At 47.5% G+C, this 25,489-nt stretch carries 29 protein-coding genes and 1 tRNA gene; 11 read left to right on the top strand and 19 right to left on the bottom strand.

The genetic code is table 11. From position 1 onward, the window contains the following. Positions 1-2: 2 nt before the first annotated feature. The 10 genes from lysA to rfbC form a co-directional block, all read right to left on the bottom strand. Positions 3-1,178, bottom strand: a complete 1,176-nt coding sequence (gene lysA, locus FYJ73_RS01275) for a diaminopimelate decarboxylase (RefSeq protein ID WP_154532835.1) — start codon at positions 1,176-1,178, stop codon at positions 3-5. A 64-nt stretch (positions 1,179-1,242) separates the two neighbouring features. Continuing rightward, positions 1,243-2,565: an aspartate kinase gene (locus FYJ73_RS01270; RefSeq protein WP_154532833.1), complete on the bottom strand. Its 1,323-nt coding sequence runs from the start codon at positions 2,563-2,565 to the stop codon at positions 1,243-1,245. Positions 2,566-2,622: 57 nt separating this feature from the next. After that, the gene (locus FYJ73_RS01265) at positions 2,623-3,339 is read right to left on the bottom strand and encodes a cell division ATP-binding protein FtsE (RefSeq protein WP_154532831.1); all 717 of its coding nucleotides are present in this window, start codon (positions 3,337-3,339) and stop codon (positions 2,623-2,625) included. A 57-nt stretch (positions 3,340-3,396) separates the two neighbouring features. Continuing rightward, complete coding sequence (gene hisIE, locus FYJ73_RS01260; protein ID WP_154532829.1) at positions 3,397-4,035, bottom strand: bifunctional phosphoribosyl-AMP cyclohydrolase/phosphoribosyl-ATP diphosphatase HisIE; 639 nt, start codon at positions 4,033-4,035, stop codon at positions 3,397-3,399. Between the two features lie 44 nt (positions 4,036-4,079). Beyond that, the gene (gene hisF / locus FYJ73_RS01255; protein WP_154532827.1) at positions 4,080-4,835 is read right to left on the bottom strand and encodes an imidazole glycerol phosphate synthase subunit HisF; all 756 of its coding nucleotides are present in this window, start codon (positions 4,833-4,835) and stop codon (positions 4,080-4,082) included. A 2-nt stretch (positions 4,836-4,837) separates the two neighbouring features. Then, complete coding sequence (gene hisA, locus FYJ73_RS01250) at positions 4,838-5,578, bottom strand: 1-(5-phosphoribosyl)-5-[(5-phosphoribosylamino)methylideneamino]imidazole-4-carboxamide isomerase (protein ID WP_154532825.1); 741 nt, start codon at positions 5,576-5,578, stop codon at positions 4,838-4,840. Between the two features lie 12 nt (positions 5,579-5,590). Beyond that, the gene (hisH, locus tag FYJ73_RS01245) at positions 5,591-6,187 is read right to left on the bottom strand and encodes an imidazole glycerol phosphate synthase subunit HisH (protein WP_154532823.1); all 597 of its coding nucleotides are present in this window, start codon (positions 6,185-6,187) and stop codon (positions 5,591-5,593) included. A gap of 114 nt (positions 6,188-6,301) precedes the next feature. Continuing rightward, positions 6,302-7,105 carry a DUF4738 domain-containing protein gene (locus FYJ73_RS01240; RefSeq protein ID WP_154532821.1) on the bottom strand — a complete coding sequence of 268 codons (804 nt, stop codon included), beginning with the start codon at positions 7,103-7,105 and terminating at the stop codon, positions 6,302-6,304. 54 nt (positions 7,106-7,159) lie between these two features. Further along, the gene (locus FYJ73_RS01235; RefSeq protein ID WP_154532819.1) at positions 7,160-8,476 is read right to left on the bottom strand and encodes a UDP-glucose dehydrogenase family protein; all 1,317 of its coding nucleotides are present in this window, start codon (positions 8,474-8,476) and stop codon (positions 7,160-7,162) included. Positions 8,477-8,514: 38 nt separating this feature from the next. Continuing rightward, a complete protein-coding gene (rfbC, locus tag FYJ73_RS01230; RefSeq protein WP_154532817.1) occupies positions 8,515-9,063 on the bottom strand; it encodes a dTDP-4-dehydrorhamnose 3,5-epimerase in 549 nt (182 codons plus the stop codon). Between the two features lie 112 nt (positions 9,064-9,175). Here rfbC and FYJ73_RS01225 point away from each other — a divergent pair, with 112 nt between their 5' ends. Continuing rightward, a complete protein-coding gene (locus FYJ73_RS01225) occupies positions 9,176-10,240 on the top strand; it encodes an HU domain-containing protein (RefSeq protein WP_154532815.1) in 1,065 nt (354 codons plus the stop codon). A 14-nt stretch (positions 10,241-10,254) separates the two neighbouring features. Continuing rightward, the gene (locus FYJ73_RS01220; RefSeq protein ID WP_154533009.1) at positions 10,255-10,812 is read left to right on the top strand and encodes an FHA domain-containing protein; all 558 of its coding nucleotides are present in this window, start codon (positions 10,255-10,257) and stop codon (positions 10,810-10,812) included. 101 nt (positions 10,813-10,913) lie between these two features. On the opposite strand, the gene FYJ73_RS01215 is transcribed toward FYJ73_RS01220, so the two are convergent. Continuing rightward, a complete protein-coding gene (locus FYJ73_RS01215) occupies positions 10,914-11,306 on the bottom strand; it encodes a DUF1573 domain-containing protein (protein ID WP_154532813.1) in 393 nt (130 codons plus the stop codon). A gap of 293 nt (positions 11,307-11,599) precedes the next feature. On the opposite strand from FYJ73_RS01215, the gene FYJ73_RS01210 reads away from it, so the two are divergent. The 4 genes from FYJ73_RS01210 to FYJ73_RS01195 all read left to right on the top strand — a co-directional run bounded on the left by FYJ73_RS01210 (position 11,600) and on the right by FYJ73_RS01195 (position 14,553). Next, positions 11,600-13,069, top strand: coding sequence for an SLC13 family permease (locus tag FYJ73_RS01210; protein ID WP_154532811.1), 1,470 nt, complete (start codon positions 11,600-11,602; stop codon positions 13,067-13,069). Positions 13,070-13,247: 178 nt separating this feature from the next. Further along, the gene (locus FYJ73_RS01205; protein ID WP_154532809.1) at positions 13,248-13,919 is read left to right on the top strand and encodes a Crp/Fnr family transcriptional regulator; all 672 of its coding nucleotides are present in this window, start codon (positions 13,248-13,250) and stop codon (positions 13,917-13,919) included. 106 nt (positions 13,920-14,025) lie between these two features. Next, a complete protein-coding gene (locus FYJ73_RS01200) occupies positions 14,026-14,388 on the top strand; it encodes a DUF488 domain-containing protein (RefSeq protein WP_154532807.1) in 363 nt (120 codons plus the stop codon). 74 nt (positions 14,389-14,462) lie between these two features. Then, positions 14,463-14,553: transfer RNA gene (locus tag FYJ73_RS01195), tRNA-Ser, on the top strand. Between the two features lie 260 nt (positions 14,554-14,813). Here the strand turns inward: FYJ73_RS01195 and trxB are convergent. Beyond that, positions 14,814-15,743, bottom strand: coding sequence for a thioredoxin-disulfide reductase (gene trxB / locus FYJ73_RS01190; RefSeq protein WP_154532805.1), 930 nt, complete (start codon positions 15,741-15,743; stop codon positions 14,814-14,816). A gap of 45 nt (positions 15,744-15,788) precedes the next feature. Then, positions 15,789-16,337, bottom strand: a complete 549-nt coding sequence (locus FYJ73_RS01185; protein ID WP_154532803.1) for a glutathione peroxidase — start codon at positions 16,335-16,337, stop codon at positions 15,789-15,791. A gap of 258 nt (positions 16,338-16,595) precedes the next feature. Here FYJ73_RS01185 and FYJ73_RS01180 point away from each other — a divergent pair, with 258 nt between their 5' ends. Next, entirely contained in the window at positions 16,596-17,186 is a 591-nt protein-coding gene (locus tag FYJ73_RS01180; protein WP_154532801.1) for a hypothetical protein, read from the top strand. Between the two features lie 36 nt (positions 17,187-17,222). After that, complete coding sequence (locus tag FYJ73_RS01175; protein ID WP_154532799.1) at positions 17,223-17,873, top strand: hypothetical protein; 651 nt, start codon at positions 17,223-17,225, stop codon at positions 17,871-17,873. A 205-nt stretch (positions 17,874-18,078) separates the two neighbouring features. Here the strand turns inward: FYJ73_RS01175 and FYJ73_RS01170 are convergent, their stop codons facing one another. After that, the gene (locus tag FYJ73_RS01170) at positions 18,079-19,017 is read right to left on the bottom strand and encodes a DNA/RNA non-specific endonuclease (RefSeq protein WP_154532797.1); all 939 of its coding nucleotides are present in this window, start codon (positions 19,015-19,017) and stop codon (positions 18,079-18,081) included. A gap of 92 nt (positions 19,018-19,109) precedes the next feature. Beyond that, positions 19,110-19,361: a type B 50S ribosomal protein L31 gene (locus FYJ73_RS01165; protein WP_154532795.1), complete on the bottom strand. Its 252-nt coding sequence runs from the start codon at positions 19,359-19,361 to the stop codon at positions 19,110-19,112. Between the two features lie 405 nt (positions 19,362-19,766). Here FYJ73_RS01165 and FYJ73_RS01160 point away from each other — a divergent pair, with 405 nt between their 5' ends. Further along, complete coding sequence (locus FYJ73_RS01160) at positions 19,767-20,741, top strand: Rpn family recombination-promoting nuclease/putative transposase (RefSeq protein ID WP_154532793.1); 975 nt, start codon at positions 19,767-19,769, stop codon at positions 20,739-20,741. Between the two features lie 10 nt (positions 20,742-20,751). After that, complete coding sequence (locus FYJ73_RS16115; RefSeq protein ID WP_262885110.1) at positions 20,752-20,877, top strand: hypothetical protein; 126 nt, start codon at positions 20,752-20,754, stop codon at positions 20,875-20,877. Positions 20,878-21,012: 135 nt separating this feature from the next. On the opposite strand, the gene FYJ73_RS01155 is transcribed toward FYJ73_RS16115, so the two are convergent. Continuing rightward, complete coding sequence (locus FYJ73_RS01155) at positions 21,013-21,606, bottom strand: sugar transferase (protein WP_235899169.1); 594 nt, start codon at positions 21,604-21,606, stop codon at positions 21,013-21,015. Between the two features lie 158 nt (positions 21,607-21,764). Beyond that, complete coding sequence (locus tag FYJ73_RS01150; protein WP_154532789.1) at positions 21,765-22,613, bottom strand: glycosyltransferase family 2 protein; 849 nt, start codon at positions 22,611-22,613, stop codon at positions 21,765-21,767. A gap of 86 nt (positions 22,614-22,699) precedes the next feature. On the opposite strand from FYJ73_RS01150, the gene FYJ73_RS01145 reads away from it, so the two are divergent. Further along, a complete protein-coding gene (locus FYJ73_RS01145; protein ID WP_154532787.1) occupies positions 22,700-23,533 on the top strand; it encodes a glycoside hydrolase family 16 protein in 834 nt (277 codons plus the stop codon). Here the strand turns inward: FYJ73_RS01145 and FYJ73_RS01140 are convergent. Both FYJ73_RS01140 and FYJ73_RS01135 read right to left on the bottom strand, forming a co-directional pair. After that, positions 23,530-23,961, bottom strand: a complete 432-nt coding sequence (locus FYJ73_RS01140; protein WP_154532785.1) for an O-fucosyltransferase family protein — start codon at positions 23,959-23,961, stop codon at positions 23,530-23,532. The two genes, FYJ73_RS01145 and FYJ73_RS01140, sit on opposite strands and share 4 nt — an antisense overlap. A 386-nt stretch (positions 23,962-24,347) precedes the next feature. Beyond that, positions 24,348-25,484: a glycosyltransferase family 4 protein gene (locus tag FYJ73_RS01135; protein ID WP_206081660.1), complete on the bottom strand. Its 1,137-nt coding sequence runs from the start codon at positions 25,482-25,484 to the stop codon at positions 24,348-24,350. Positions 25,485-25,489 lie beyond the last annotated feature (5 nt).

Below are 25,489 nucleotides of genomic sequence, written 5' to 3'. Positions count from 1 at the left end.
TTTTATATAAAGTCTTCAGTAATGTAGCCTTTGGGCAATGGGCGGCAGTTGTATTGGCTGGCCATGATCTCACCATAGGCACCGGCAGAGCGAAGTGCGATGAGATCGCCACGGTGTGCGGTGTTGAGGTCAACCGCTTTCGCAAAGACATCACTTGATTCACAGATGGGACCTACTACATCGTATGTGGCCGCAGGCTCATTGCTTGACAAGTTTTCTATTTTGTGATATGCCTGATAGAGTGCGGGGCGTATGAGATCCGTCATACCGGCATCTACAATGACAAATTGCTTATAGGTGCCCTGCTTGACGTATAGTACTTTGGTGATGAGGCTTCCCATCTGAGCTACCACAGCACGCCCAAGCTCGAAATGGAGCTCTTGACCTGGGCGCAGACGCAGGTGTGAGGCATAGGTCTTGAAATAGTCATGGAAGTTGGGGATAGGTTGACGGTTGGGATGATCGTAGCTCACGCCCAGTCCGCCGCCTACATTGATATTTGAGACTTTAACCTGATGCTTTTCCAAGAGATCCTGGAGCTCGTTGATGCGATTGCAAAGTGCCTCAAAGTCGCCCATGTCGAGGATCTGACTGCCAATATGGAAGTGGAGACCTAGAAACTCGATATGCTTCATCTCTTTGATGCGCTCTATGGTAGGGAGCATGTCTTCCATGGCGATACCGAACTTGTTCTCAGCCAGTCCCGTCGTGATGTTGGCGTGTGTGTGTGCCCCTACGTTTGGGTTGATGCGCAGGCAGACGCGGGCCACCGTATTCTTGGCTGCAGCCAACTCGTTGATCACCTCTAATTCAGGGACGCTTTCCACGTTGAAGCAGAAGATATCGGCATCCAATGCCAGGTTGATTTCCCAATCACTCTTGCCTACGCCGGCAAAGACAATCTTATTGGCGGGGAAGCCGCTTTTCAGACTGGCCCGGATTTCTCCTCCACTAACGCAGTCTGCACCTAAACCAGCCTGACTGATGATGCTGAGCACCTTGGGATTGGCATTGGCCTTCACCGCATAGTGCACGTTGAAGTTGTCATACGATTTACACTCTTCGTTGATTGTGCGCAGCGTGTTGCGCAAAAGAGTTGTGTCGTAATAATAAAAAGGAGTCGTCACTCCACTGAACTTCTCAATGGGGAAACGACCTTTGGTCAGCTCTCTTTTCATTTTCTTATCTTCAGATGAGAGGGATCCGCAAGGGATCCCTTATGTTGTCTGTTGACGATGTTTGTTATTTATTGTTGAACAGTGTGTCACTGAGGCTTTGCAGAGCTCTCTTCTTGTCGGCTTCCCGGATGAGAAATGAGATGTTGTAGTTGCTGCCGCCATAGCTGATCATTCTAACGGGAATGTTCTTCATGGCTTCTGTTGCCATTGTCTCGAAGCCGAGGTTGCTCCAGTCGAGATCGCCAACTACGCAGATGATGCACATGTCGGTGTCGACGGTGACGGTGCCATATTTCTTCAGTTCGTCAACGATTTCGTTCAGATGTGCGTCGTTGTCGATGCTCATGGACACGCCTACTTCTGATGTAGCGATCATGTCGATCGGAGTCTGGTAGCTCTCGAAGATCTCAAAGACCTTGCGCAGAAAACCGGTGGCCAGCAACATGCGTGACGACTTGATTTTGATGGCGATGATATTGTCTTTGGCGGCGACGGCTTTGATCTTGCCTCTGACGAGGACGTTGTCGATGATCGTCCCCTCAGCGTCCGGGTCGAGTGTATTTTTCAGTCTAACAGGGATTCCGGCATACTTAGCAGGCTGCACGCAGGTAGGATGCAGGATCTTGGCACCGAAGTAGGCAAGCTCGGCAGCCTCCTCGAAGTTGAGCTGATGGATGGCCTCGGTGTGATCTACTACACGCGGGTCGTTGTTGTGCATACCGTCGATGTCGGTCCAAATCTGTATCTCGTCGGCGGGAAGCACCGAGCCGATGAGCGAAGCTGTGTAGTCAGAACCTCCGCGTTGCAGATTGTCGACCTCGCCATAGGCGTTGCGGCAGACAAAGCCTTGAGTGATATAGATTTGATGACCTTGGTTTTTCTCCATCACCTCGTGGAGCTTGTCTTTAATATAAGTGGTATCAGGCTCACTGTTTTTGTCTGTGCGCATGAAGTCAAGGGCATTGAGCAGCACGGCATCGACTCCTTGCTCTTGCAGGTAGTTGACAACCATGTTGGTTGACATCACCTCTCCCTGAGCCACGACAGCTTTTTCCTCGAAGCTGGTGAAGAGGTCTTTGGTGAAAGAGCGCAGATAGTTGAATTCTCCTATCAGGAATTCTGTGGTTTTCTTTTTGAAGGCATCTGTATCGTAAAGTTCGTCTACATGCTTCATGTATTTCTTTTCGAGGTTGTTGATCACCTCGTTGGCACCGTCGGGATTCTTCTTGTAGAGATAGTTGCTGATTTCTACGAGAGAGTTCGTTGTGCCGCTCATGGCTGAGAGAACGACAAAGGTGGGCTCGCCTGAAGCGGTGACGAGACCTGCTACATGTTTCATTCGATCTGGTGATCCAACGGAAGTACCTCCAAATTTTAAAACCTTCATATTGCTTAGTCTTTATGGATTGACGTGTTATATATTATAAATAGGAGTGGTTGCCGGCTACATCGTAGCCTCGTCCTCGGTGAGGTCGAGGTTAGCGTATTCTTTGGTGACGTCACTGAGCAGTCCTTCCTTGCATCGGTATACGATACCAGGGAAGCGGTCGAGTAGCGGAATGTTGTGAGTCGACATGACGACAGCCGTACCCGTGGTAGTGATGTCTTTGAGCAACTTCACGATATTGCAAGCCGTCTCTGGGTCGAGATTGCCGGTAGGCTCGTCGGCGATGATGATCTTGGGATGGTTGAGCAGGGCACGTGCAATGGAGATGCGCTGTTGCTCGCCGCCGGACAGTTCGTGGGGCATGCTCTCTTTACGGTCGGCCATGCCCACAGCCTCAAGCACTTCGTCGATGCGCTGATCGATCTTTTTCTTGTCCTTCCAACCTGTGGCCTTGAGCACGAAGCGCAGGTTGCGGTAAACAGTCTGGTCATGGAGCAACTGAAAGTCCTGAAAGATGATGCCCATTTCCTTTCGGAGTGCAGGCACCTCTTTGCGCTTGAGTGCTTTCAAATCACGTCCCAGGACCTGGGCCTTTTCTGTTTCTTTCTGTGGAAGATCAAGCTCGCAATAGAAAGTCTTGAGCAGTGAACTCTTGCCGGATCCCACCTTTCCTATCAAATAGATAAATTCTCCTTCCTCGGCATGGAAATCCACGTCATGGAGGATGAGTTTGTCTTGTTGGTATATATTTACTTTATGATAATCGATAAGCATGATCAATTAATATTTTTCTAAGTTACATATCAGAGTAGGACGCAAACAGGGTATACTCTATTCCTGTGACTTCTTGATGCGACGTGCCTTGTCCCAGTTGGGATTATGGCGCTTGGCCAGTTCATTGGCAAGGGTCTCAATGCGCATGCCTTTGGCACTCAGCAGGACAATGAGATGGTAGATGAGGTCGGCACCTTCATAGACCAATTGCTCATTTGTGCCTCCGACAGCTTCTATCACGGTCTCAACTGCTTCCTCACCAACCTTTTGTGCAATTTTGTTGATGCCTTTGCGGAAGAGGCTGGTAGTGTAGCTGTTCTCCGGCATTTCTTCTTTGCGCTTGTTGATGAAGTCCTGCAATTCGCTGAGGAATTCCACTGGATTACATTTGTTGGTATCACCCCAGCATGTGTCCGTGCCTTTGTGGCAGACAGGGCCGTCGGGATTGACTTTGATCAGCAACGTGTCATTGTCGCAGTCGCTTTGAATGGAAACCAGATGCAGGTAGTTGCCCGATGTTTCGCCCTTTGTCCAAAGACAGTTACGTGAACGGCTCCAAAACGTGACCAACTTCGTGTCCATGGTCTTTTTGTAGGCTTCTTGATTCATAAAACCCAGCATGAGCACGTTCTTGGTGGTTGCATCCTGTATGATGGCAGGAACCAACCCTCCCATTTTCTCAAAGTCTATTTCCATATTGTCCTCTATTTACTATGGTATGTTGTCGTATCTAAATTTGTTTATATTCTCACATTGATCCCCTCTCTTCTGAGATATTGCTTTAGTTCGGGGATGGTGATCTCGCCGAAATGGAAGACAGAGGCAGCCAGAGCAGCATCTGCCTTTCCCAGCGTGAAGGCATCGCGGAAATGCTCTTTCTTTCCTGCGCCACCGCTGGCGATCACGGGTATTGCCACTTCTGTTGACAACTCTGCCAGTGCTTCATTGGCAAAGCCTTGCTTGACGCCGTCGTGATCCATGCTGGTGAAGAGTATCTCGCCAGCTCCGCGGTCAGCGACCTCGCGGGCCCAGTCCATGAGGCGCAGAGAAGTACGTTCCCGTCCGCCTTTGATATAGCAGTGCCAGCCGTCGGCATCGTTGCGTGCGTCAATGGCACATACGCAAACCTGTGAGCCGAAGCGCTTGGCTATCTCGTCAATGAGCTCAGGGTGGCGGATCGCTGCCGAGTTGATGCTGATCTTGTCAGCACCGGCATAGAGTAGTCGCTCCACGTCGGCAATGCTCTCGATGCCGCCTCCGACAGTGAAGGGAATATTGATCTCCCGGGCTACTCTCGTGACGAGGTCCGTGAAGGTCTTGCGCCCGTCGGATGTTGCTGTGATGTCGAGATACACCAGCTCGTCAGCACCTTGCCGGCTATATTCCTTTCCCAGTTCCACGGGATCTCCGGCCTGTCTAAGGTTGACGAAGTGTGTGCCTTTGACGGTCTCGCCGTCTTTGACATCAAGGCAGGGTATGATACGTTTGGCTAACATCTTTATCTTTCTTTGCTGTTGATGTATGGTTGAATGTCTGCGGCCGTGATCTTTCCTTCATACCAAGCTTTACCGAATACCACGGCGGGTACCTTTGCCTGGTCAAGGGCTGCTATGTCTGCAATGTTGCCCACACCACCGCTGGCGATGAGCTGTAGATGGGGATAACGTGCCATGATGTCACGATATAGTGCGGTGGAGGGGCCTTGCAGTGTGCCGTCGCGAGAGATGTCTGTGCAGAGCACCTTTGTGATGCCGGCATCGACCCATTCATGCAGGAAATCTGTCAGGCTGACGGAAGAGTCCTCTTTCCATCCGTTGATGCTGATGCGACCGTCGTGCGCGTCAGCACCGAGAATGATACGGTCAGCACCAAAGTGTCCGATCCATTTCCCTACCTCCTCAGGATGAGTGATGGCGATGCTGCCTGCGGTGACCATAGAGGCTCCAGCCTGAAAGGCACGGTCGAGATCATCGTTGCTCTTCACACCGCCTCCAAAGTCTACGGTGAGACTGGTGGCGTGGGTGATGGCGGAGAGTACGCCAACATTGACGATATGCTTGGATTTGGCTCCATCGAGATCCACGACATGAAGACGGCGGAAGCCAAGTGCCTCAAACTGCTTGGCCTGATCCACGGGATCGTCGTTGTAGGTAGCCACCTGCTGGTAATCACCGCGGGTGAGGCGCACACATTTGCCATCGATGATGTCAATGGCTGGTATGAGTTCTATGTTGTGCATGGCTGATCCTGATTAATCTTTTATTTCCAAGAAGTTGCGCAGAATGGTCTCTCCCACCTGTCCACTCTTCTCCGGGTGAAACTGTGTCGCCCAAAAATTTTTTTTATGGATCGCTGCGGAGTAGGGGAGGATATAGTTGGCCTGAGCGATTGTGTCTTCACATACTGGCACATAATAGCTATGGACGAAATAGGTGTAGTTGCCTTCGTGGAGTCCTTTGAAAAGCGGCGACTTCAGATGTGTGAGCTCATTCCATCCCATAGCGGGCACTTTCTCGTCATGGTGGTTGGGAACAAACTTCTTCACATCCACGTCAAAGATGCCCAAGCATGGTGTGTCACCCTCTTCAGAATGTCGGCACAACAATTGTTGTCCCACACATATGCCCAACACAGGTTGTCTCAGTCCTGTGATGATTTTGTCCAGCCCATGCTGTCGCAGATAGTCCATGGCCGTTTTGGCATTGCCTTGTCCGGGGAATAGGACACGGTCCGCTTTCTGTAGCTGTTCTGCCTCGTCGGTAATCTGCGGGGTAATACCTAACCGTTTGAGGGCGTTTACCACTGAAAACATGTTGCCAGCATTGTATTTTACGATCGCTATTTCCATAATTGCTGCAAATTTACATTATTTTAGCTACAATCGTGCAAGGATGCAAGAAAAACCGACCTTCGGCTAACGATTTTTTTTGTTTTCCGAGCCTCGGAGCAGGGCAAGAGATGTTTATTTCAATCGCATCTGCAAGTGTCCGGTATAGCTGACGGTGAGTTGTACTTCATAGCTGCTCATGCTGTCGGGAATGACCAACACAGCAATGTAGTGAACACCATTCTTGTCGATAGAGTCGAATATCAGGTCGCTGAGGATCGCCTGCTCCAGGAAATCCTCAGGAACGATATGCTTGAACTGTTGTTTGCGGAAGTCACCGGAAAAGAGTTTTGTAGCACCATGATAGACATTGAGGTTGACGATATTATCGTAATAGACATTGTCTACCTCCACGCCTTCGTCGTTGTATGAGGCTTTGACAACCTTGTACGTGGTAGGGTTGACAGTGACGTAGCAGTGGTATCCGACGTTGTTGTAGCTTACGATGGTGTCACGTTTGATGAGCTGGTTTTGGTTGACAGCCTTCGGCTTTTGGTGTGTAAACTGTGCGGCATCGTCTGGATCATCACTTTTTTCCAGTTTCACCTCATCGCCGTTTTGGTTTTTAAAGATAAAGAGGTGCGTTGTCTGCTTGATGATGGGATATTTAATATCCTCGGCACCATGCAACACGAGCGTGTCCTCAACTATCTGGAATCTTACAGGCTGGCTCGTTGTGTCGGGATAGAAGATCGAGTCGCCTTGGGCTTCGAAGGCGACACTCTCCTCATCTTCGTTCACCCATATACCTTGTAGCATTTTCTTGGCTGCGAGGTCTTCTTGCGGAGCTGAAACTTGTTTAGCCCGCTCACGGCAACCGCCAATACTTATCGTTAAAGCTGTGAGCAAACATATCAGCAGAAAGAATTGCTTTTTCATAGACTACATTTTATATATAGGTGTCACGATTCCTTGTCGACAAATGATGATGGACTATTGTCCTATGCAGTGATATTCGATTCCGGCCTCACCGAGCTCCTTGGCATCGAAGATGTTCCGGCCGTCGATGACCAGTGGGCGCCGCATGGCTCGGGCGATAACGTTCCAGTTGGGCAGGCGGAATTCTTTCCACTCTGTGAGCAGGAGCAGCGCGTCGGCCTGGTCAATGGTGTCGTACATGTCGTGGCAGTAGACGACGGCATCGCCCACGCGGCGCTTGCATTCGTTCATCGCCACGGGGTCGTAGGCGCGGATTGTGCAACCGGCGTCCTTCAGCAATTTGATAATGACCAGGGCTGTGGACTCGCGCATGTCGTCTGTCTCAGGTTTGAAAGCCAGTCCCCACAGGGCGATGGTCTTGCCTTTGAGACCCTCTGATCCGTAGGCCTTCTCAAGTTTTTTGAAAAGCACGGTCTTTTGACGCTCATTGACATGCTCCACTGCCTTGAGTACTTCCATGGAATAGCCATTGTCGTCGGCGGTTTTGATAAGTGCTTTCACATCTTTGGGGAAGCACGAACCGCCATAGCCACAACCGGCGTAGAGAAATTTACGGCCTATGCGGGTGTCGCTGCCGATGCCTTGTCTGACCATGTTGATGTCGGCATGTACTAGTTCACATAGGTTAGCCATGTCGTTCATGAACGATATGCGTGTGGCGAGCATCGAGTTGGCAGCGTATTTGGTCATCTCGGCACTCGGAATATCCATGAAGATCACCCGGAAGTTATTGATCAGAAAAGGCTTGTAGAGACGCGAGAGTATCTCTTTGGCCCGCTCCGACTCTACGCCGATGACTACGCGGTCGGGACTCATGAAGTCCTTGATGGCGTTGCCCTCTTTAAGGAATTCAGGGTTACTGGCAACGTCGAACTGCACTTTTGCACCCCGCTTGTCCAGCTCTCTCTGAATCGTGTCCTTGACTTTCTTGGCGGTGCCTACGGGCACAGTGCTCTTGGTGACAACGACGACATATTTGTTAATGCTTTGTCCGATGGTCTTGGCCACCTGCAGCACATAGGTCAAGTCAGCAGACCCGTCTTCGTCGGGTGGTGTACCAACAGCTGTGAAGATGATCTCTTGTTCGTTGACGATAGAAGCCAAATCGGTCGTAAACTTCAATCGGCCTGCCTTGACATTCTTCTGTACCAACTCCACGAGCCCTGGTTCGTAAATAGGTATGTCGTTGTTTTGTAAACGCTGGATTTTCTCGGCATTGGTGTCTACACAAGTGACGATGGCGCCTGTGTCCGCAAAGCACGTGCCGCTGACGAGTCCGACGTATCCGGTACCTACAATTGCTATATTCATTTCTATACGTTTAAGCTAAGTCTGTGCTTAAAGGTAAATTATTCAAAGAAGTCAGCGTCTTTGAAGTCTTTGCCTTCCAAGTCCTTAGGGCTGGTGACGACATCTTTCTGGTCTATAGGCCAGTTGATGCCGATCTGCGGATCGTTCCACCGGATGCTGGCTTCGTGGGCAGGAGCGTAGATGTTGTCAACTTTATAAGTAAAGACGGCCTCCTGGCTCAGCACTAGGAAACCATGGGCAAAGCCACGGGGGATAAAGAGTTGACGCTTGTTGTCCTCCGACAGCTCAACCATCACATACTTACCGAAAGTCGGGGATGACTGACGAAGATCTACAGCCACATCGAGTACTTTGCCTTTGATGACTCTAACGAGTTTTGCCTGGGAGAATTCTCCCTTTTGGTAATGCAGTCCACGCAATACGCCGTAAGACGACTTCGACTCATTGTCCTGGATGAAGTCGACCTTGCCCACATGGGCCTCAAAGTCGCTTTTTTTCCAAGCCTCGAAGAAATATCCTCGGTTATCGTTAAAAACTTTTGGAGTTAATATCCAAACTCCTTTGATATTTGTCTCTTCGTATTCCATCTTGTCTTTCGTAATATTTTGCCACAAAGATAACAAATTCATTTGAATAATTTGCAGTGTTGTCTAAAAAAAATGTCAGGTCTGATTTTTAGTATGTTATTTTTTGGTGTTTATGGCCTTTTTTCTTAATTTTGCAAACGTGATAGAATTAAGTAGACATATAGAAATATTGCTTTTGGACAATGATTGTGTCATTGTTCCCGGCTTTGGTGGGTTTATGGCGCACTATGTCAGTGCTATATACGATCCGACCGACGGCACCTTTCTACCGCCAAAGCGCACGGTGGGCTTCAATCCAAAGCTCACCATCAATGATTCGTTGCTTACACAATCTTATGTCGAAGCTTATGATATCAGCTATCCCGATGCCTGCAAGCGCATAGAGGAGGAAGTGCGTGAGCTGAAAGGCCATTTGGAAAACGAAGGCTATTTCGAGTTGACAGATATTGGAACGATCCGTGTCAACAGTGATGGCCATTATGAGTTCTCACCCTGTGAAGCTGGGATTCTTACTCCCTCGCTCTATGGCTTGGGCTCGTTTGAAATGAAGGCACTCGGTCCCACTGTCAAAGAGTCAGGCGAAGAAGAAATTGTTGCCAAGGCGGCAGTGGTGATGCCGAAAATTCAGAGTGCCGATAGTGAGAACGCTGTTACAGACAAGTCGGACAAACGCGACGTGCGTCTGATCGCCTTATGGCGTAATGTGGCTGTAGCGTGTATTGCACTTATCGTCTTTCTGCTCTTGCCGACACGTTTGAGCAATGGTCAGGGTGTCATTGAGAGCCGGGTTAACACCGATCTGCTCCAGCCCGTCTTGCCACAGCAGAAGACCTTCGGAGAGAAGACGGTAGGCGAGACGGTCAGAAAGGCTAATGTGAAAGCTTTAATCCAGAAGGCCAAGCAAGACAGTGCTGTTCGGAAATTCCAGACTGGGCAGACTGTCGGGACGGGCTATACGATCGTTTTGGCCAGTCAGGTCAGCAAGGCCAATGCTGAGACTTATGTACAGAAACTTCACAAAAGAGGCTTGGATAGCGCAAAGGTGCTTATGCTTAGAGGCCGCAGAAGAGTGGTCTATGGTATGTATTCCTCTGCCCATACGGCTCAAAAGATTCGCAACAAGCTTGCCGACTATGACGAGTTTGCTCAAGGTTGGGTGATGGAAGTGAAGCAGTAATGATCCATGGAACCATGAAAAAGATTCGTTGTCCTAAATGTGGAAACGTCATCTACTTTGATGAGAGTGAGGTGGATGAGAACGGAACGTTTGTGACATCTTGCCCTGAATGTGGAAAGAAAGTCGGAGTCAGATTGAAAATCGCGAAGAAATCTGTTGCTCAGGCTCCGCTGTCAAAAGAAGAGGATAAGGCAGCATCTGATTCTGTTGTCTCGCCTACAGTTGCAGAACCATCAGAGAACTTTGGAAAATTGGTCGTGATAGAGAACCGCTTCCATTATAAGCAGGAGTTTCCTTTGCATCTCGGCGATAACTTCATCGGTAGAGCTTCCCGTAGTTCACATGTCGACTGTGCAATTGCCACGGATGATCCCAGTATGGATATGACACATTGCGTCGTGAACGTGTCGCGTGACCGCAATGGGCGGCTTAAGTATATCCTTCGTGATGGTCCAAGTAATACTGGTACCTTTGTTGGCAACGAGTTGTTGGGCGACCATGAGCGTCGGGTGATAGAAGATGGAACATTGTTCACACTTGGCGCCACTTCGATCATCTTGTCATTGGAATAGAATATAATATGCTACAGATCTAAACAGCAATGTGGTTTGGGGCTTGTAGCAAAAAGCAAAGCAGTGCTCCCGTATGTCTGAGAGCACTGCTTTGCTTTTGCCTATTTATTGTTAGCTTCTTTCATCTCACCTTCGATGTAGAGTCTCGTCATCTCCGGGACGCCATTTGTGCGGACGGTGATGGCCTTTTTGAAATGGCCTGGGAATTTGCCTTTGCCGTTGTAGGTCACAGAGATCACACCTTTCTCTCCCGGCTTGATTGGAGCTTTGGTGTAGGAAGGTACCGTGCAACCACAGCTGGCCAGGGCTTGGTTGATGACTAAGGGCTTGTCACCCACGTTGGTGAAAGTGAATGTGCATTTCTGCACGGGCTGGCTCTCGGAGAATGTGCCAAAGTTATAGGTAACCTTGTCGAACTTGATCTGAGCCTGCGCAAAGGCCTGTCCTATACAACAGAACAGGAGCATGGCGAACAATAATACTTTCTTTTTCATTTTATGATACTTTTTATTTGTTTTCTTTCTGTTGTACTCCTATATATATAAGGAGTGCGATTCTTTTTGTTGGTTTGTTGATCAGCGGGCATCATATCCCGCCTACATTATTTAAGACTTACAAAAATAGAAAATGTTTCTGACAGATGCTTCTTTTTGTTATACATTTAACAGAATTAAGCGATTATTAAAACTAAGTTAGGACAAAAATAGTTGTTTATCTCAATAAATCCACGTATATTTGCAGCAATTATACCTCAAACCTATAAGTATTCATCTAAAATCATTTAGTTATGACGAAGGAAACGGAACAGAATGTCGTTACTGGTCACTTAGACAAGAAGAAGCTGATTTGGTTCTTGATCACTGCACTGGTAACGCTGATTATTTGGAATTTGCCAAGCGCCTGCTTTGGTATTGCTGGGCTCACTGTGGTACAGCAGAGAGTGATTGCCATCTTTGTGATGGCCGTGATGTTGTGGATTACGGAGGCTATACCCGCATGGGCGACGTCCATCGCAATCATCTTTGTTCTATTGTTCTGTGTGAGTGATTCCTCCTTCAATTTTTTGCAAGGCAACGAAGGACAGTATGGCCAGTTGTTGGACTCGGTAGGTATCATGGCCTGCTTTGCCGACCCTACGATCATCCTCTTCCTCGGTGGTTTCATCCTTGCTATTGCCGCCACAAAGTCGGGTCTCGACGTGTGGATGGCAAAGACGCTCATCAAGCCGTTTGGCAAGAAGAGTGAGAATGTGCTGTTGGGATTCCTGCTCATCACCGGTACCTTCTCCATGTTCATCTCCAACACGGCTACAGCCGCAATGATGCTGACCTTCCTTACGCCTGTCTTCAAGGCACTGCCTGCCAATGGCAAGGGGCGCATCGCCTTGACGATGTCTATTCCTATCGGTGCCAACCTTGGAGGTATGGGCACACCGATCGGTACACCGCCCAACGCTTTTGCCTATAAAGTGCTCATTGATCCTGCAGGACTCAATATGCAGATCAGTTTCGGACAGTGGATGCTGATCATGGTACCACTGGTCATCGTTTTGCTGTTCATTGCATGGGTAGTACTGAAAAAGTTCTTTCCTTTTACTCAGAAAACCATTGAACTGAACATACAAGGTGATATGAGCCACAACTGGCGTACAGCTGTTGTCGGTATCACGTTTGCCTTGACCATCCTGTTGTGGATCGTTGGTAAGTATGTTGGCGTGAACTCCAACACGGTGGCTATGCTTCCGATTGCCATCTTTGCTATCACGGGCGTCATCACAGCCAAGGACTTGCAAAAGATCGACTGGGGTGTCATTTGGATGGTGGCCGGCGGCTTCGCTCTCGGATTGGCACTCAATGGCACAGGGTTGGCAAAGGTTGCTATTCAGGCTATACCGTTCGGCGACTGGAGTCCGATCGTGATCTTGATCATTGCGGGTCTGGTATGCTACTTCCTTTCCAATTTCATTTCCAACACGGCAACGGCAGCTCTGATGATTCCTATCCTCACGGTTGTCTGCGAGGGCATGGGCGATAAGCTGAGCGTCATCGGCGGCACATCCACCATGCTGATTGGTATTGCTGTGGCAGCATCTGCAGCCATGACTTTGCCGATCTCAACTCCTCCAAATGCTATCGCTTACTCTACAGGTCTGATCGATCAGAAGGATATGGCCAAGACAGGTGTTATCGTCGGTTTCCTGACACTGATCATTGGCTTTGTACTCTTGATCGTTGTGGGTAAAGCCGGTATATTCTGACGAAGTGTATGCGTATGGCATAATATCCAAGCAGGGCACTCTTCGGGGTGCCCTGGATTTTTGTATGCCTCGTGGCGGGGAGATGGATGCCGACATATATAATAAGGTGTCAGTTCGCTCGTTATTATTCATAAAGGTATCAATGAAATAATGCACCGTGATTAATATTACTTCTGACATGTTAGACAATAAACAGATCAATACCTTACAGCAATGTAAGTTGTTTGCGAATTTTTCAGAGACAGATATCATGCAGTTCTTAGACAGCATCAGTTACAAACGAATAGCTTTTAGCAAAAACGAGATCTATGCGCTTGCCGGTATGCCATACCGGCATGTCGACATCGTGTTGGAAGGAACAATGGTGTGCAGGATGTCTTCTGTGGGCGGAAAGCAGATAGAGGTGAGCCGCCTTCGGGCAGGGCATCTCATTGCGCCGGCCTTCATCTTCTCTGCCAACAATCTCATGCCCGTGAGCGTGGAGACCGTGGAGCCATGCTTGATTCTCCGCATCGACAAGATGGATTTTGTCAGAGCGATCGATGAGAATAGTAGACTGTGTATGAACTTCATCCGTACGCTGTCTGACATCAACGTGTTCCTGACCCACAAAATCAACGTGCTATCGCTGATGACAGTCAGAGAAAAAGTAGGCTACCTGTTGATCAAGAGGGCGAAAGAACAAAACTCCCGCGTCATCCAGCTCTATCGCAGCCGACAACAGATTGCCGACAGCTTCGGCATCCAAAAGTACTCTTTGCAGCGTGTGTTGGCCGATTTCGAGAAGGAAGGTGCTATCGAGATTGATGGACGAAGCATTAAAATTCTGGACAGCAATAAGTTGAAGTGAACACTTTTAACTTTTTTTTGTTCATGAATGGGCACAATTGTTACCGTTGGAAATTGTGGAAGCATGGTATCTTTGCAGCATTAAATAATTAAATATCAGAAGGATGATGGGACAGCTGAAAGTTAAAAGAGTCTATTTGCCTGCCGAAGAACAGGATGGTTATCGCGTGCTGGTCGACAGGTTGTGGCCGCGTGGCATCTCCAAGGAGAACGCCAATATTGATGAGTGGAACAAATCGCTCGCACCGTCCACGGAGTTGAGAAAATGGTTTGGGCATCAGCCTGCGCTTTTCCCTGCTTTCACAGAGAAGTATATTGAGGAACTCAATCAGAGCGACGAGGCCAAAAGCTTTGTGGAAAGATGCAGGACGCTCTTGTCGCAAGCCAATGTGACGCTGCTTTTCGGTGCAAAAGACGAAACTCACAACCAGGCTGTAGTTCTGAAAAAGTGGATCGAGACAAAGTTGTAGTGTTAATTTATTAAAATTGTCAAAGAAAGACAATCGTCCTTTACTAACTTTTTATTACCTTTGTAGTCACAATTGGAAGATTGGCAGAGTGACCGAATGCGCTGGACTCGAAATCCGGTATACCCCTTTCGGGTATCGGGGGTTTGAATCCCTCATCTTCCGCCAAGCACTAAGGGAGGCCGACGAGAGTGGCTTCCCTTAGTGCGTTTATACACGTGGCATAATAGCCTATACACTCTCATTTATATTTTTTTCTAATATATAAGTAATACACGGTTTCCCAGATGTAATACACTTCCAAACAAAAAAAACGGAATATGAGGGGGAAGAAAAGGTATCTTTCTAAACGATAGAATGCCATACTGCTCAAGTCCGTTGATTAGCAGTATGGCATTCTGTTATCTTACTTATAATATATACTCTGCTTACTTTCCTTGCAGATAGCGCTCGGCTTCCAGTGCGGCTTTGCAGCCTGATCCGGCGGCAACGACAGCCTGACGGTAGGTGGGATCGGCGCAGTCACCGGCGGCATAGACACCCTCGATGTTGGTGCGCGGCGTGTCGCCTTGTGTCTTGATATATCCTACCTCGTCCATGTCGAGCTTGCCACGGAAGATGTCGGTGTTGGGCTTATGACCGATGGCGAGGAAGAAACCGTCAATAGGCAGATCGTATTTCTTCTCGTCGGCCTCGCCCTTGCGATAAACCACATGAGCTCCCTCCACACCATTGTCGCCATAGAGTCCGAGTGTGTTGGTCTCGTAGAGAATCTCTATCTTGGGATTGTCCTCCACACGCTTTTTCATGATCTCGGAAGCGCGCAGGTAAGGCTTGCGCACGATCATATACACCTTGCTACAGAGATTGGCCAGATAAGTGGCCTCCTCGCAGGCTGTGTCACCGCCGCCGACGACAGCGACAACCTTCTTGCGATAGAAGAAGCCGTCGCAGGTGGCACAGGCAGAGACGCCCTGGCCACGGTATTTCTCCTCATCGGGAAGACCGAGGTACTTGGCAGATGCTCCTGTTGCTACGATGATCGTGTCAGCCTCTATCTTCTCGCCGCGGTCGTTGGTGGCCACGTAGGGCTTTTGGCTGAAGTCCACCTCGGTGATCACACCGTCGCGGATGTCAGCGTCGAAGCGTGCTGCCTGCTTGCGGAAGTTCTCCATCATCTCGTTGGCGTCAATACCGTCGGGGAATCCGGGGAAGTTCTCGATGTCGGTGGTCTGTGTGAGCTGTCCGCCCATCTGCAAACCGGTGTACAGAGTAGGATTGAGATTGGCGCGTCCGGCGTAGATGGCGGCTGTGTAGCCAGCGGGTCCGCTGCCGATGATTAAGCACTTTGTCTTCATGTCGTTGTTCTCCTTTTATATTATAGGGTGGTATAGGTGATGAAATTATAACAGAGCCTCGATATCCTTGGCGATGTTGTCGATCTTCTCCGTAGGCTCGTAGCGCTTCACCACCTGCCCCTTCTTGTTGACGAGGAATTTGGTGAAGTTCCACTTGATGTCCGGGTTCTCCTTATAGTTAGGATCGGCCTCAGAGAGCATCTTGTCGAGGATGGGATAGATAGGATGATTCTCGTCCCAACCAGCGAAGCCCTTCTGAGACTTGAGAAATTTATAGAGCGGGTCGGCGTCGTCGCCGTTGACCTTGATCTTCTTGAATTGTGGGAACTCGGTGCCATAGGTGAGCTTGCAGAAAGAGTGAATACTCTCGTCGGTGCCCGGTGCCTGCTGGCCAAACTGGTTGCAGGGGAAGTCGAGGATCTCGAAGCCCTGGGCATGGTATTTCTCATAGAGTTTCTCCAGTTCCTCATACTGAGGGGTGAAACCACACTTGGTGGCTGTGTTGACGATGAGCAGTACCTCGTTGGCATATTCGCGCAGGGACACTTCGTTACCCTTTCTGTCTTTCACACTGAATTCGTAAACGGTTCTCATTGTTTTCTATTCTTGGCTTTATCTTAGTTATGTTTTACAATCTTATGTTTTCACATTCTCCCTTTCTGAGACAATGCAAGGCAAAAGTACAAAAAAGAATGGAGATAGCCCATCTTTTGCTGGTTATTTTTGATTAATTAATAACGGGATTCTCTTCACACAGTAGGGAAATCCCTCTCACAAATATCCGATTTCCCGTTGCCGTTTAATAGAAATGCGTTAACTTTGTGGCATCAATAACATAAAAATGAAAAGGCAATGAAAAAGTTAATGTCTATAATCTCTATGCTGCTCCTCGCACTGACAGCTACCACGCTGGTCTCCTGCGACGACGACAGTGATATCGCCATGACGCTTGAAGGAACGTGGCAAGGTGATATGAAAGTAAGTACAGATTATAATTATAATGGTCAGCATTATCATTATCAGGCTTTGTCCTCTGAGATCTGCTTTGTGCAGGATCCTTATACTTATTCTTCGGGTACGGGCTATTGGATCGACTATTATCAGAACTCGCCGTGGCGCAACAATCAGGTAGCCAACCATATTCAGTGGACAGTGTCCAACGGTGTCATCAATGTGTACTTCGTAGAAGAGGGTACATCAGTACAGATTCGCGACTATCGACTGTATCGCGGTCGCTTTGAAGGCACTATCTATTATGGTAACCAGACCGTAGACTTTAGTCTTGTCCAGGTGTCTTCACCCAACTGGAATAGCTACACTGATTGGGGGTATGACTACTACGACGACTATTATGGTGGCTATGCCAAGAAGAATGTTGCTGGAACGCGCGCTAAAGATGATAGTACGGCAAAGCCGGTGAGACATTTCGGAAAGGTAGAGTAAGATTGATCAAGCAAGGTGGATTAAACATTCAGAGATATGAAAGCGTTTAAGATAATGATGGCAGTGGCAGCCATAGCTGTCGTGCCAATGCTTTTCACAAGTTGTGATGATGATCCGGATTACTGGTACGATGACTGGTATGATGACTGGACATGGGGCAATGACTACAACCATCGGCCAGATGACGATGATGTCAACAACCAGGACTTCTTCGTGGCTATGGCGCAGACACTCAATGGACAGTGGCGCGGCAGCATGAGAGCTTACGAGCTCAATGAGCAAGGCGTGGCTGTCGACAGCATCGACCACTCGACAGATATCGAGTTCGTGCAATACAACAATACGGCGATCTCGGGCACGGGTACGCAGTATGACTACAACCCTCAGACGAATGAGAAGGAGTTGCAGCGTGACTTTACCTGGTACATCGATCCGAAGACAGGTGACATCTATCTCACTTATAAAACTGTGCTGGAGAATGGCTCCACGACAGATTATGTCATGCGTGTCGCCTACGATGATCTGAATCTCAACGACCGTACGTTCACCGGCTATCTGTGGTCTTCGGCTGGTGGTGAGGTCGATGACTTCTGGTTCAACCGCTACACCGGAAATGCCAAGGCTGCTACGCGTGGCTCGGATAAAGGCAAGACTCACTGGAAAGTGGTGATGACCGCGAAGAAGTGATCAGTCCACAATAAAGATGTTTTGAGTTCATCCGTTAAATAGGTACACGGTAACCGTTTAGACTTTTAACGCTCCATCTTCGATGGGATAGCAAATATGACCGAATATATAGAGGATGTTCTTGATATTCGTTGATATTCTTTATTCTGTATAGCAGAGCATTAAAACTTTAAACTATGTACCTATTTAATGGATGGTCTTGTTTTTATTTCAGTCCCCACAGAGCGTCATTGGGTTGGGCGGCTTCGATGACACGTTCGCGGTCGTCGGGCAGGTTGCAGAAGAAGTCGATGCCTGTGCGCTTCTCCAGCTCGTCGATGCTGCACGCGTAAGCCTTCAGACTTGTGCTATGGTCGTTTTTGTGTTCAAACCATAGGCCGAGGGCGTTGTACTGTCCATTTTTGATGCGCAGGATGGCGGCGAAGAAATATTTCGGGATGACCAAACCTGTGTTGGAACGCGTGTAGTTGTTGTTGTCAATCGTACCACCCTTACATATATATAAGGTGTCACGGAAAGCACTTCGGTTCCATCCTATGATCTTCTCGTAAGTGTTGCCGTGGATTTTGTTCTCCATGTAGAGCCATACGCCGGTGTTGAAACCATTGAGCTGCGGTTGTATGTTGCCGAGCAGATAAGTCTGTTGATTGGCTTCCTTGGAGTTGAGACGGTCAGCTGACGGACAGATATGCCCACGGTCGTAGTGAGGGGTCATCTGGCTGTAGTCATTCAGTGTCGTGCGGTACGCGGCGGGTATCAGGTCGTCTTCAGCAAAGGGATCTCTTCCGTTCCACCAACCACTGCGACTGCCTGTCACGATGCTGTTTTCTGCATCAAGGCGGTAGCATGTCCAGCGCTGCGCACGTAGTCCGTCATCCCATTCTACGATATAGTTCACGCCGAATGCGTTGGTCCGGTGTATGATGATACGGCTGCCGTCTTTTATGCGTGGCATCTCCATACGAGCATATTCCGGGAAGACCTGAGTGTTGTTGTTGGCATTGGCATTGGTGTTGACCGTCTCCCCCTGTTCGCCATTATCGTCTCCGGAGCATGAGGCGATGACTGGGAGAGAAAGGATAAAGACAAAGGTCGCAATTCGCGTCCAAATGGCGTAAAGCTTATTGCAGTTTCTGTTCTTCATAATTATGTCTTCCAATTTCTTCTACAAAAAAGCGCGATCAAACGTATATGCAACTACGTTCGATCGCGCTTCTATTCTCTTAGCTTTGGTATTTACTTCTTCAGTTTGCCGTAGCGGCTCATGAAGCGGTCCACACGACCAGCCGAGTCGACGAGCTTGCTCTTGCCCGTGTAGAACGGATGCGAAGAGCTGGAGATTTCTACCTTTACCACTGGGTAAGTCTCGCCCTCAAACTCTACAGTGTCGTTGGTCTTGCATGTAGACTGTGTGAGGAACATATCGCCGTTGGACATGTCCTTGAACACGACGGGGCGATAGTTTTCTGGATGAATACCTTTTTTCATTTCTTTAATTATTCGTTTTGTTATAGAATTCTATGATCACGTTGCGGGTCTTTCACGACCCTTGGAGCGTAATTGCCTGCAAAGTTACTACTTTTCTTGCGCTCCACCAAATTTCTCGTTGATTTTGTTTTCAGTTATCTTACATATCCTGCAATGAAAGGCCTTTAAGGTCGTACAGATAGTGCGCGAACGGCTTTTTAGGCAAGATTTCAGCCTTCTCACTTCCTCTTAAAAGTAAACCGCCGCTTATATAAACCGCTGTTTACATTTGCATAAATAGCATATTATTCCAACAAATCAATATGAGGGAAGGTAGAAATTACTATGCTGATGGCAAAAAGTCAGGTCGAAAGTTTGCGATTGTCGACAGAAACCCCTATCTTTGTAACAAAAACAATCGCTGCCATGATACACACAGGAGAAAGATACATCAACCCGTTGACCGACTTTGGTTTCAAGCGCATCTTCGGCACCCCTTTCAACAAGGACTTGTTGATGAGCTTCCTCAATGCGCTGTTCAATGGTGATCCTGTCGTCTCTGACATCACCTATAAAAACAGCGAGAAGTTCGGTACGAACGAGGAAGCCCGCCGCGCTGTCTTTGACGTATACTGCACAACGGATACTGGCGCGCGCATCATAGTGGAGATGCAGAATGTATACCAAGATTTCTATAAAGACCGCTCCATCTACTATTCCACATTCCCCATCGCTGAGCAGGCGCAGCGGGGTAGCTGGAACTATGAACTCCACGACGTATACACCATCGGCATACTGAACTTCACGTTTCCCGAGGACAAGCATAGCGACAGCAGTATCTTCCGCGAAGTGAAGCTCATGGACACAGAGTCACACGAAATTTTCTACGACAAGCTCACCTATATCTATGTGGAGCTCGCCAATTTCCATAAAACCTTGGAGGAGTGCGACAGCATTTTGGAGAAATGGATTTATTGCTTAAGGAATCTTCAAAATCTGATGAGCCGTCCGATGGCCTTGCAAGGTCGTGTCTTCGAAAAGCTTTTCAAGACTGCCGAGATTGCTAAGATGACCACCGAAGACCGCCGCGCCTACGAGCTGAGTGCCAATGCCTACCGCGACATCAAGAACGGCATGGACGCTGCTAAGCGTGAAGGAATGGAGAAGGGAATCGCAATCGGAACCGAGAAGGGAATCGCAATTGGAACCGAGAAGGGAATCGCAATTGGAACCGAGAAGGGAATCGCAATTGGAACCGAGAAGGGAATCGCAATTGGAACCGAGAAGGGTGCACAGGCAAAAGCATTGGAAGTGGCACGAAAGATGAAGGCAAGAGGACTGGAGGATGGGATGATTTCGGAAATGACGGGTTTGCCAGCGGAAGAAATAAAGAAATTGTAAACGTAATAATATGAATATCAATCCGCATGCTGAGAGCCGCCTTCTCCGCGAGCTGAGTGCCTATGCTTACCGCGACATCGAGAACGGCATGGACGCTGCTAAGCGTGAAGGAATGGAGAAGGGAATTGCAATATAAAGCATCACAATATCTGTCTTTTATGTCTTTTTGTCTTAGAAAGAGGCACAGCATCTGTATTTTTTGCCTTTCTGTCTTAGAATGACTCAATATCTGTTCCTTTTGTCTTTTTTCCTCTTTCTGTTCTCTCTGTCCTCAAAACACTTTTCCGAAGGCGATGTTGATAAAGGTCTTGACGAGTATCTTTGCGTCGAACCACCACGAGCGGTGCTCCAGATAGTAGAGGTCGAGATCCAGTCGCTTGAGCATCTTCTCCATTGTGTCGGTATATCCATTATATAAGGTGGCATAGGAAGTCACTCCCGGTCTGATCTGATAGAGGTAGACATATCGTGGGTCGTGCTGCATGATCTGGTCGATGTAGTACTTCCGTTCCGGCCGTGGCCCGATAAACGCCATGTCACCCTTGAAGACATTCCAAAGCTGAGGCAGCTCGTCGAGGTGATGATCGCGCAGGAAACGCCCGATGTGCGTCATGCGTTTATCTTTCTTATGGGCGAAGAGTTGAGGCCCGTCCTTCTCTGCGTCCACTCTCATGCTGCGAAACTTATAAATGGTGAAAGGCCTGCCAAAGCGTCCGATGCGTTCCTGCTTGAAGATAGCCGGCCCGCCATCCTCATTCTTGACCAAAAAATAGCATATGAGGAAGAGCGGTGAGAAGATAATAAGAGAAACAGCAGCTATAAGACAATCTCCAACCCTTTTGGTGTTACGCTCAAATGTGTTCATACCATCAGGGATGAACCGTGGGTTGTCCTTGTCATCATTCCATTTGATGTATGGTGGAATCGTTCTAGTGTTAGACCCCTTTTCTTCTGCGGAATCTTTAGCGTTATCTTTTTTGCAGGTTGCTGTTTCCATTTAGTCTTTCTATCGTTAATTTCTTTTTATAACGTTGTAGATGTATTAATATTGCATGGTGATTGGGATAAATGACTAGAGTATACAGAACTTTTCAAGAATTTCTTTTTGATTTTTTTTCTTTTTATCCTTTTAATCAAGTAGGTAGGCAGGAATAAAAATAGTAAATAGACCAAAGCCTTGCCTAAAGAGTAGTTGAGCACATCGGTATATACTTTTAGATTGTATCCGATCAGCTTAAGTTTGTTGCTTGATACAGAGTCGCTCCTTATGCGGTAATAAGCTAATGGACGCTGGATTCCAAAAGCACATTTGCAATCTCTTAGTAGAGTGAGAAAAAAACCCCAATCTTGCCGCTTCCTCAGTTGTGGCATCATCACTTTGCCGCCAAAGGCTTGGGTGTCATAAATGGCTGTGGAACATCCAATTTTGTTATCTTTTTCTTCCATTCTGAATGAGATGCGTCGTGGCGGTATTCTGATACTGCAATGGTTGTCGTGCTCGTCGATTAGCAAATAGGAGGAGCAGCATAGAGCGCATTCTGTTCTTTGCATGTAAATGAGTTGTTTCTCTATTTTGTCAGGGAACCAAACGTCGTCGCTGTCGCAGAAAGCAATATAGCGTCCGCGGGCTCGGCGGATTGACTCGTTTCTGGCAAAGGCAGCACCATGGTTTTCGTTTAGGAAAATGATGTCTACCTTGGGAGATTCTGCGTATTTTTGGAGAATCTTGTGGGTTTGCGGATTGGAGGAATGATCGTCGGTAATCAACAACTCAATATGGGGATAAGTTTGGGAAAGTACACTATTGATGCTTTTCTCCAAGAAGGCCACCGTGTTGTATGTTGGCATGATGACTGAAACTAATTCATTCATTGTTGTTGTTTTCAAGAAAATGCGTTATCGGTTTTGTCGGCCAATATTATATTGTTACCTTTGTATTTAAAAATAAAGATACGGCAATGAAGAAGGGCATTACTATTCTAAGTCAAGGCTTGTTGATAGCCTATTTCCTGTTTTTCTCATTCCGCGTGTTGGTGAAGGCGGAAGAACAGCGTGAGTATGCTTCGAGAAAGTACAGACTTGTATTTTGTGATGAGTTTAACCAATGTGATGGCAGCTTGCCCGACAGCACGAAGTGGAGGTTTCGGGAGCGTGCCAACAACATCTGTGCTCGGTGGAACAGTAATTCTGGCAAAGTGGCATTTATTAAGAAAGGTAAGTTATGTTGCCGGGCTATCCCTAATGATTCAGAGATGAGTGACACAGCAAAGATGCTGACGGGATCGATAGACACCAAAGGGCGGTTTAGTATCCGATATGGGAAGATAGAGGTGAGATTAAGAACCTGTGTTAAGGAGGGAAATTTCCCGGCTGTATGGATGAGACCTGTAGACGATGGTCATCCCTACACCTATGCGGAATTCGACATCTTCGAGGCCTTTGGCAAGGACGGATTAGCGCGTCAGACCGTTCATAGCCATCGGTCGGAGATACTGAAGAAAAATTGTCCCAAACATTCTTTTTCTACGAAGGTCGACTTAAGCAAATGGCATATCTATGCCGTTGAGTGGGATCAGAATCAAGTTGTGTTTTCTTTAGACGGTGTTGTCACGGGAAAATATACACGATTGCCGTACCAGGATGGAGAAAACGAGGGTCAATGGAGTTTTGACAGGGATTTCTTTATCATTCTCGACCAGAGTGTGGGTAAGGAAGGGTGGCACGAGCCAGACACCCATGCCGTGTATGAGACACAATTTGATTGGGTTCGGGTTTATAAGCGTATCCGTTAAAGGTCTTTTGTCACTTGAATATATTCTGATCCTCCCAATATGGCTGCCGTTTGGGAATAGGAAGAGGCGTAGCTGCCATATATCTTTCTTGTCTTGCTGAGGCAGAACAGCTCTACGACACTGAAGACCATCCCCCGGATACTGTTTCTGTCGGCTTCTTCGTTTTGGGTAAAGATACGGTTGCCAAACAGTGCAGTTATTTCTTGTTTGACGCTATGGTCATCTGTGGCCAGATAGAAAGTTGTATTTGGGTTGGCAGCCACTTCCTTTTTCATCAGTTCAATGAACTTACTGACGGGAGAGTTGATTATGGATGTCTTATTATCGGTGCGTCTGATATGTATGCCAATGGTGTCTTCGTTGAACTTACTGGTAACGAGTTCTATCTCCTTTCTAATCTTTGGTACGGGCACGAACAAATTTTTCATGTTATTTTGCTCACACATTGGATAACAAGTGATAAGGATGAGTCTCTTTTGTCGGACCTTATCAGTGAGGGGGAAGATATTATTGCCTTCCCTGTAAAGGCTGTAATTGAAAAATACCTTCCCGCGAAAATGAAAGTATGCAGACTTCAACAGATAATCTTTTCTGCCGTTGATACGGTAAAGCCATTTTTTATTTTCGTGTACTTCTATGTGAGGAATCTGAAAAGGCTCGAAAAGTTCAGAGAAGTCGGCTTTTAGCCCTATTGTATTGTTCCAATAAATTTTCAGATTTGCGTGGTAGCGTTGCGCAATTGATATGCTGGTTGCTATGGCTCTCATTCTGTTGCACAAGCCACCGGTGGGGATGAGCTCTATGTTTTCCATACTTACGATTGTCCTATCATTGTGTTGTAGAGCTTTGTCGTTTCATTACCTATTCTTTTCCAAGAATAGTGCTCAGCAACTTTTTCCCAGGCTTGAAAGTTTTCCTTGATATCTTTTATTTTTTTGGGTGCCTTTATGATTGACATCAGAGCCTCTTTAAGTCCTTTTTCATCGAGTTTATCTATTTCCCAACCGATTGGGGCTATTTTTAAAGGGTCTGTCAGTCCGCCCACCCTGCTGACCAGTACCGGAATTCTTTCAGATATGGCGGTCAGTAAGGCTCCGCTTTGAGAGATTTGCCGATACGGGAGGAGGTACACGTCTGCTGCCCTTAGCAGATACAGAAACTCGTCGTTGGGTATGTGCCGGTTTTCCACGATTACATTTTTGCAGTTTGCCACTTGGCGAAGGTTGATTTCTTTCTGTTTTCCTACAAGGAGGAGGCAGATGTCATCGTTGTCATAGAGTTCTTTGTTTTGTGTCCATATTTTTGCTAGTAGGTCAATGCCTTTATAAGGACTTTGTTCTCCCAAGGAAACAAAAACGATCTTTCCCTGGAGATGATATTTCTGTCGATACAGTTGAAGGCTCTGTTCATATCGTTGTATATCAACGGGTATCTTCAGTATTCCGTGTTCTATGACATGTATTTTTTCTTTGCCGATATGGAACATTTGATGTATTTCCTTTTTGGTGCAAGATGTGTGCACGACGATGGCATCGCAAATGGCATATAGCTTTCCGTAGATACTCTGATAGCGTTTACCGGAATTGTGGGGGAGAACGTTATGTGCAGTGAAGACGAGTCTGAAGCGAAAGAGCCTTTTTGTCCATTTATAGAAATAGTAGTCGAAGGTTGGCATTTTAAACCATTGTACATGGATGATACGTGGTCTCCAGCACATAATCAGACAGAATATCTTGGCATAAGTCAGAGCATAGCTGAGAACTTTGGCAAGGGAAGAATGCAGCTTGTTGTATTTAAACCACGGTTTCCCGGGTAAGTTCATTGCTTTGTAATCATATTTCTGACTGTGGATATAAAGGATATCCTTTTGCGTGTTAGTCAGGAGATTGTAGTCGTATGCCGCTAGGTTGCCATAAGACTGTGGATCAATGTAGAGAATGTCTTGTTTCATGATGC

This window comes from Hallella mizrahii, assembly GCF_009695775.1.
Classification (GTDB): domain Bacteria; phylum Bacteroidota; class Bacteroidia; order Bacteroidales; family Bacteroidaceae; genus Prevotella; species Prevotella mizrahii.
The sequence above is the reverse complement of the archived record's forward strand: the minus strand, read 5'-3'. Positions and strand labels throughout refer to the sequence as shown.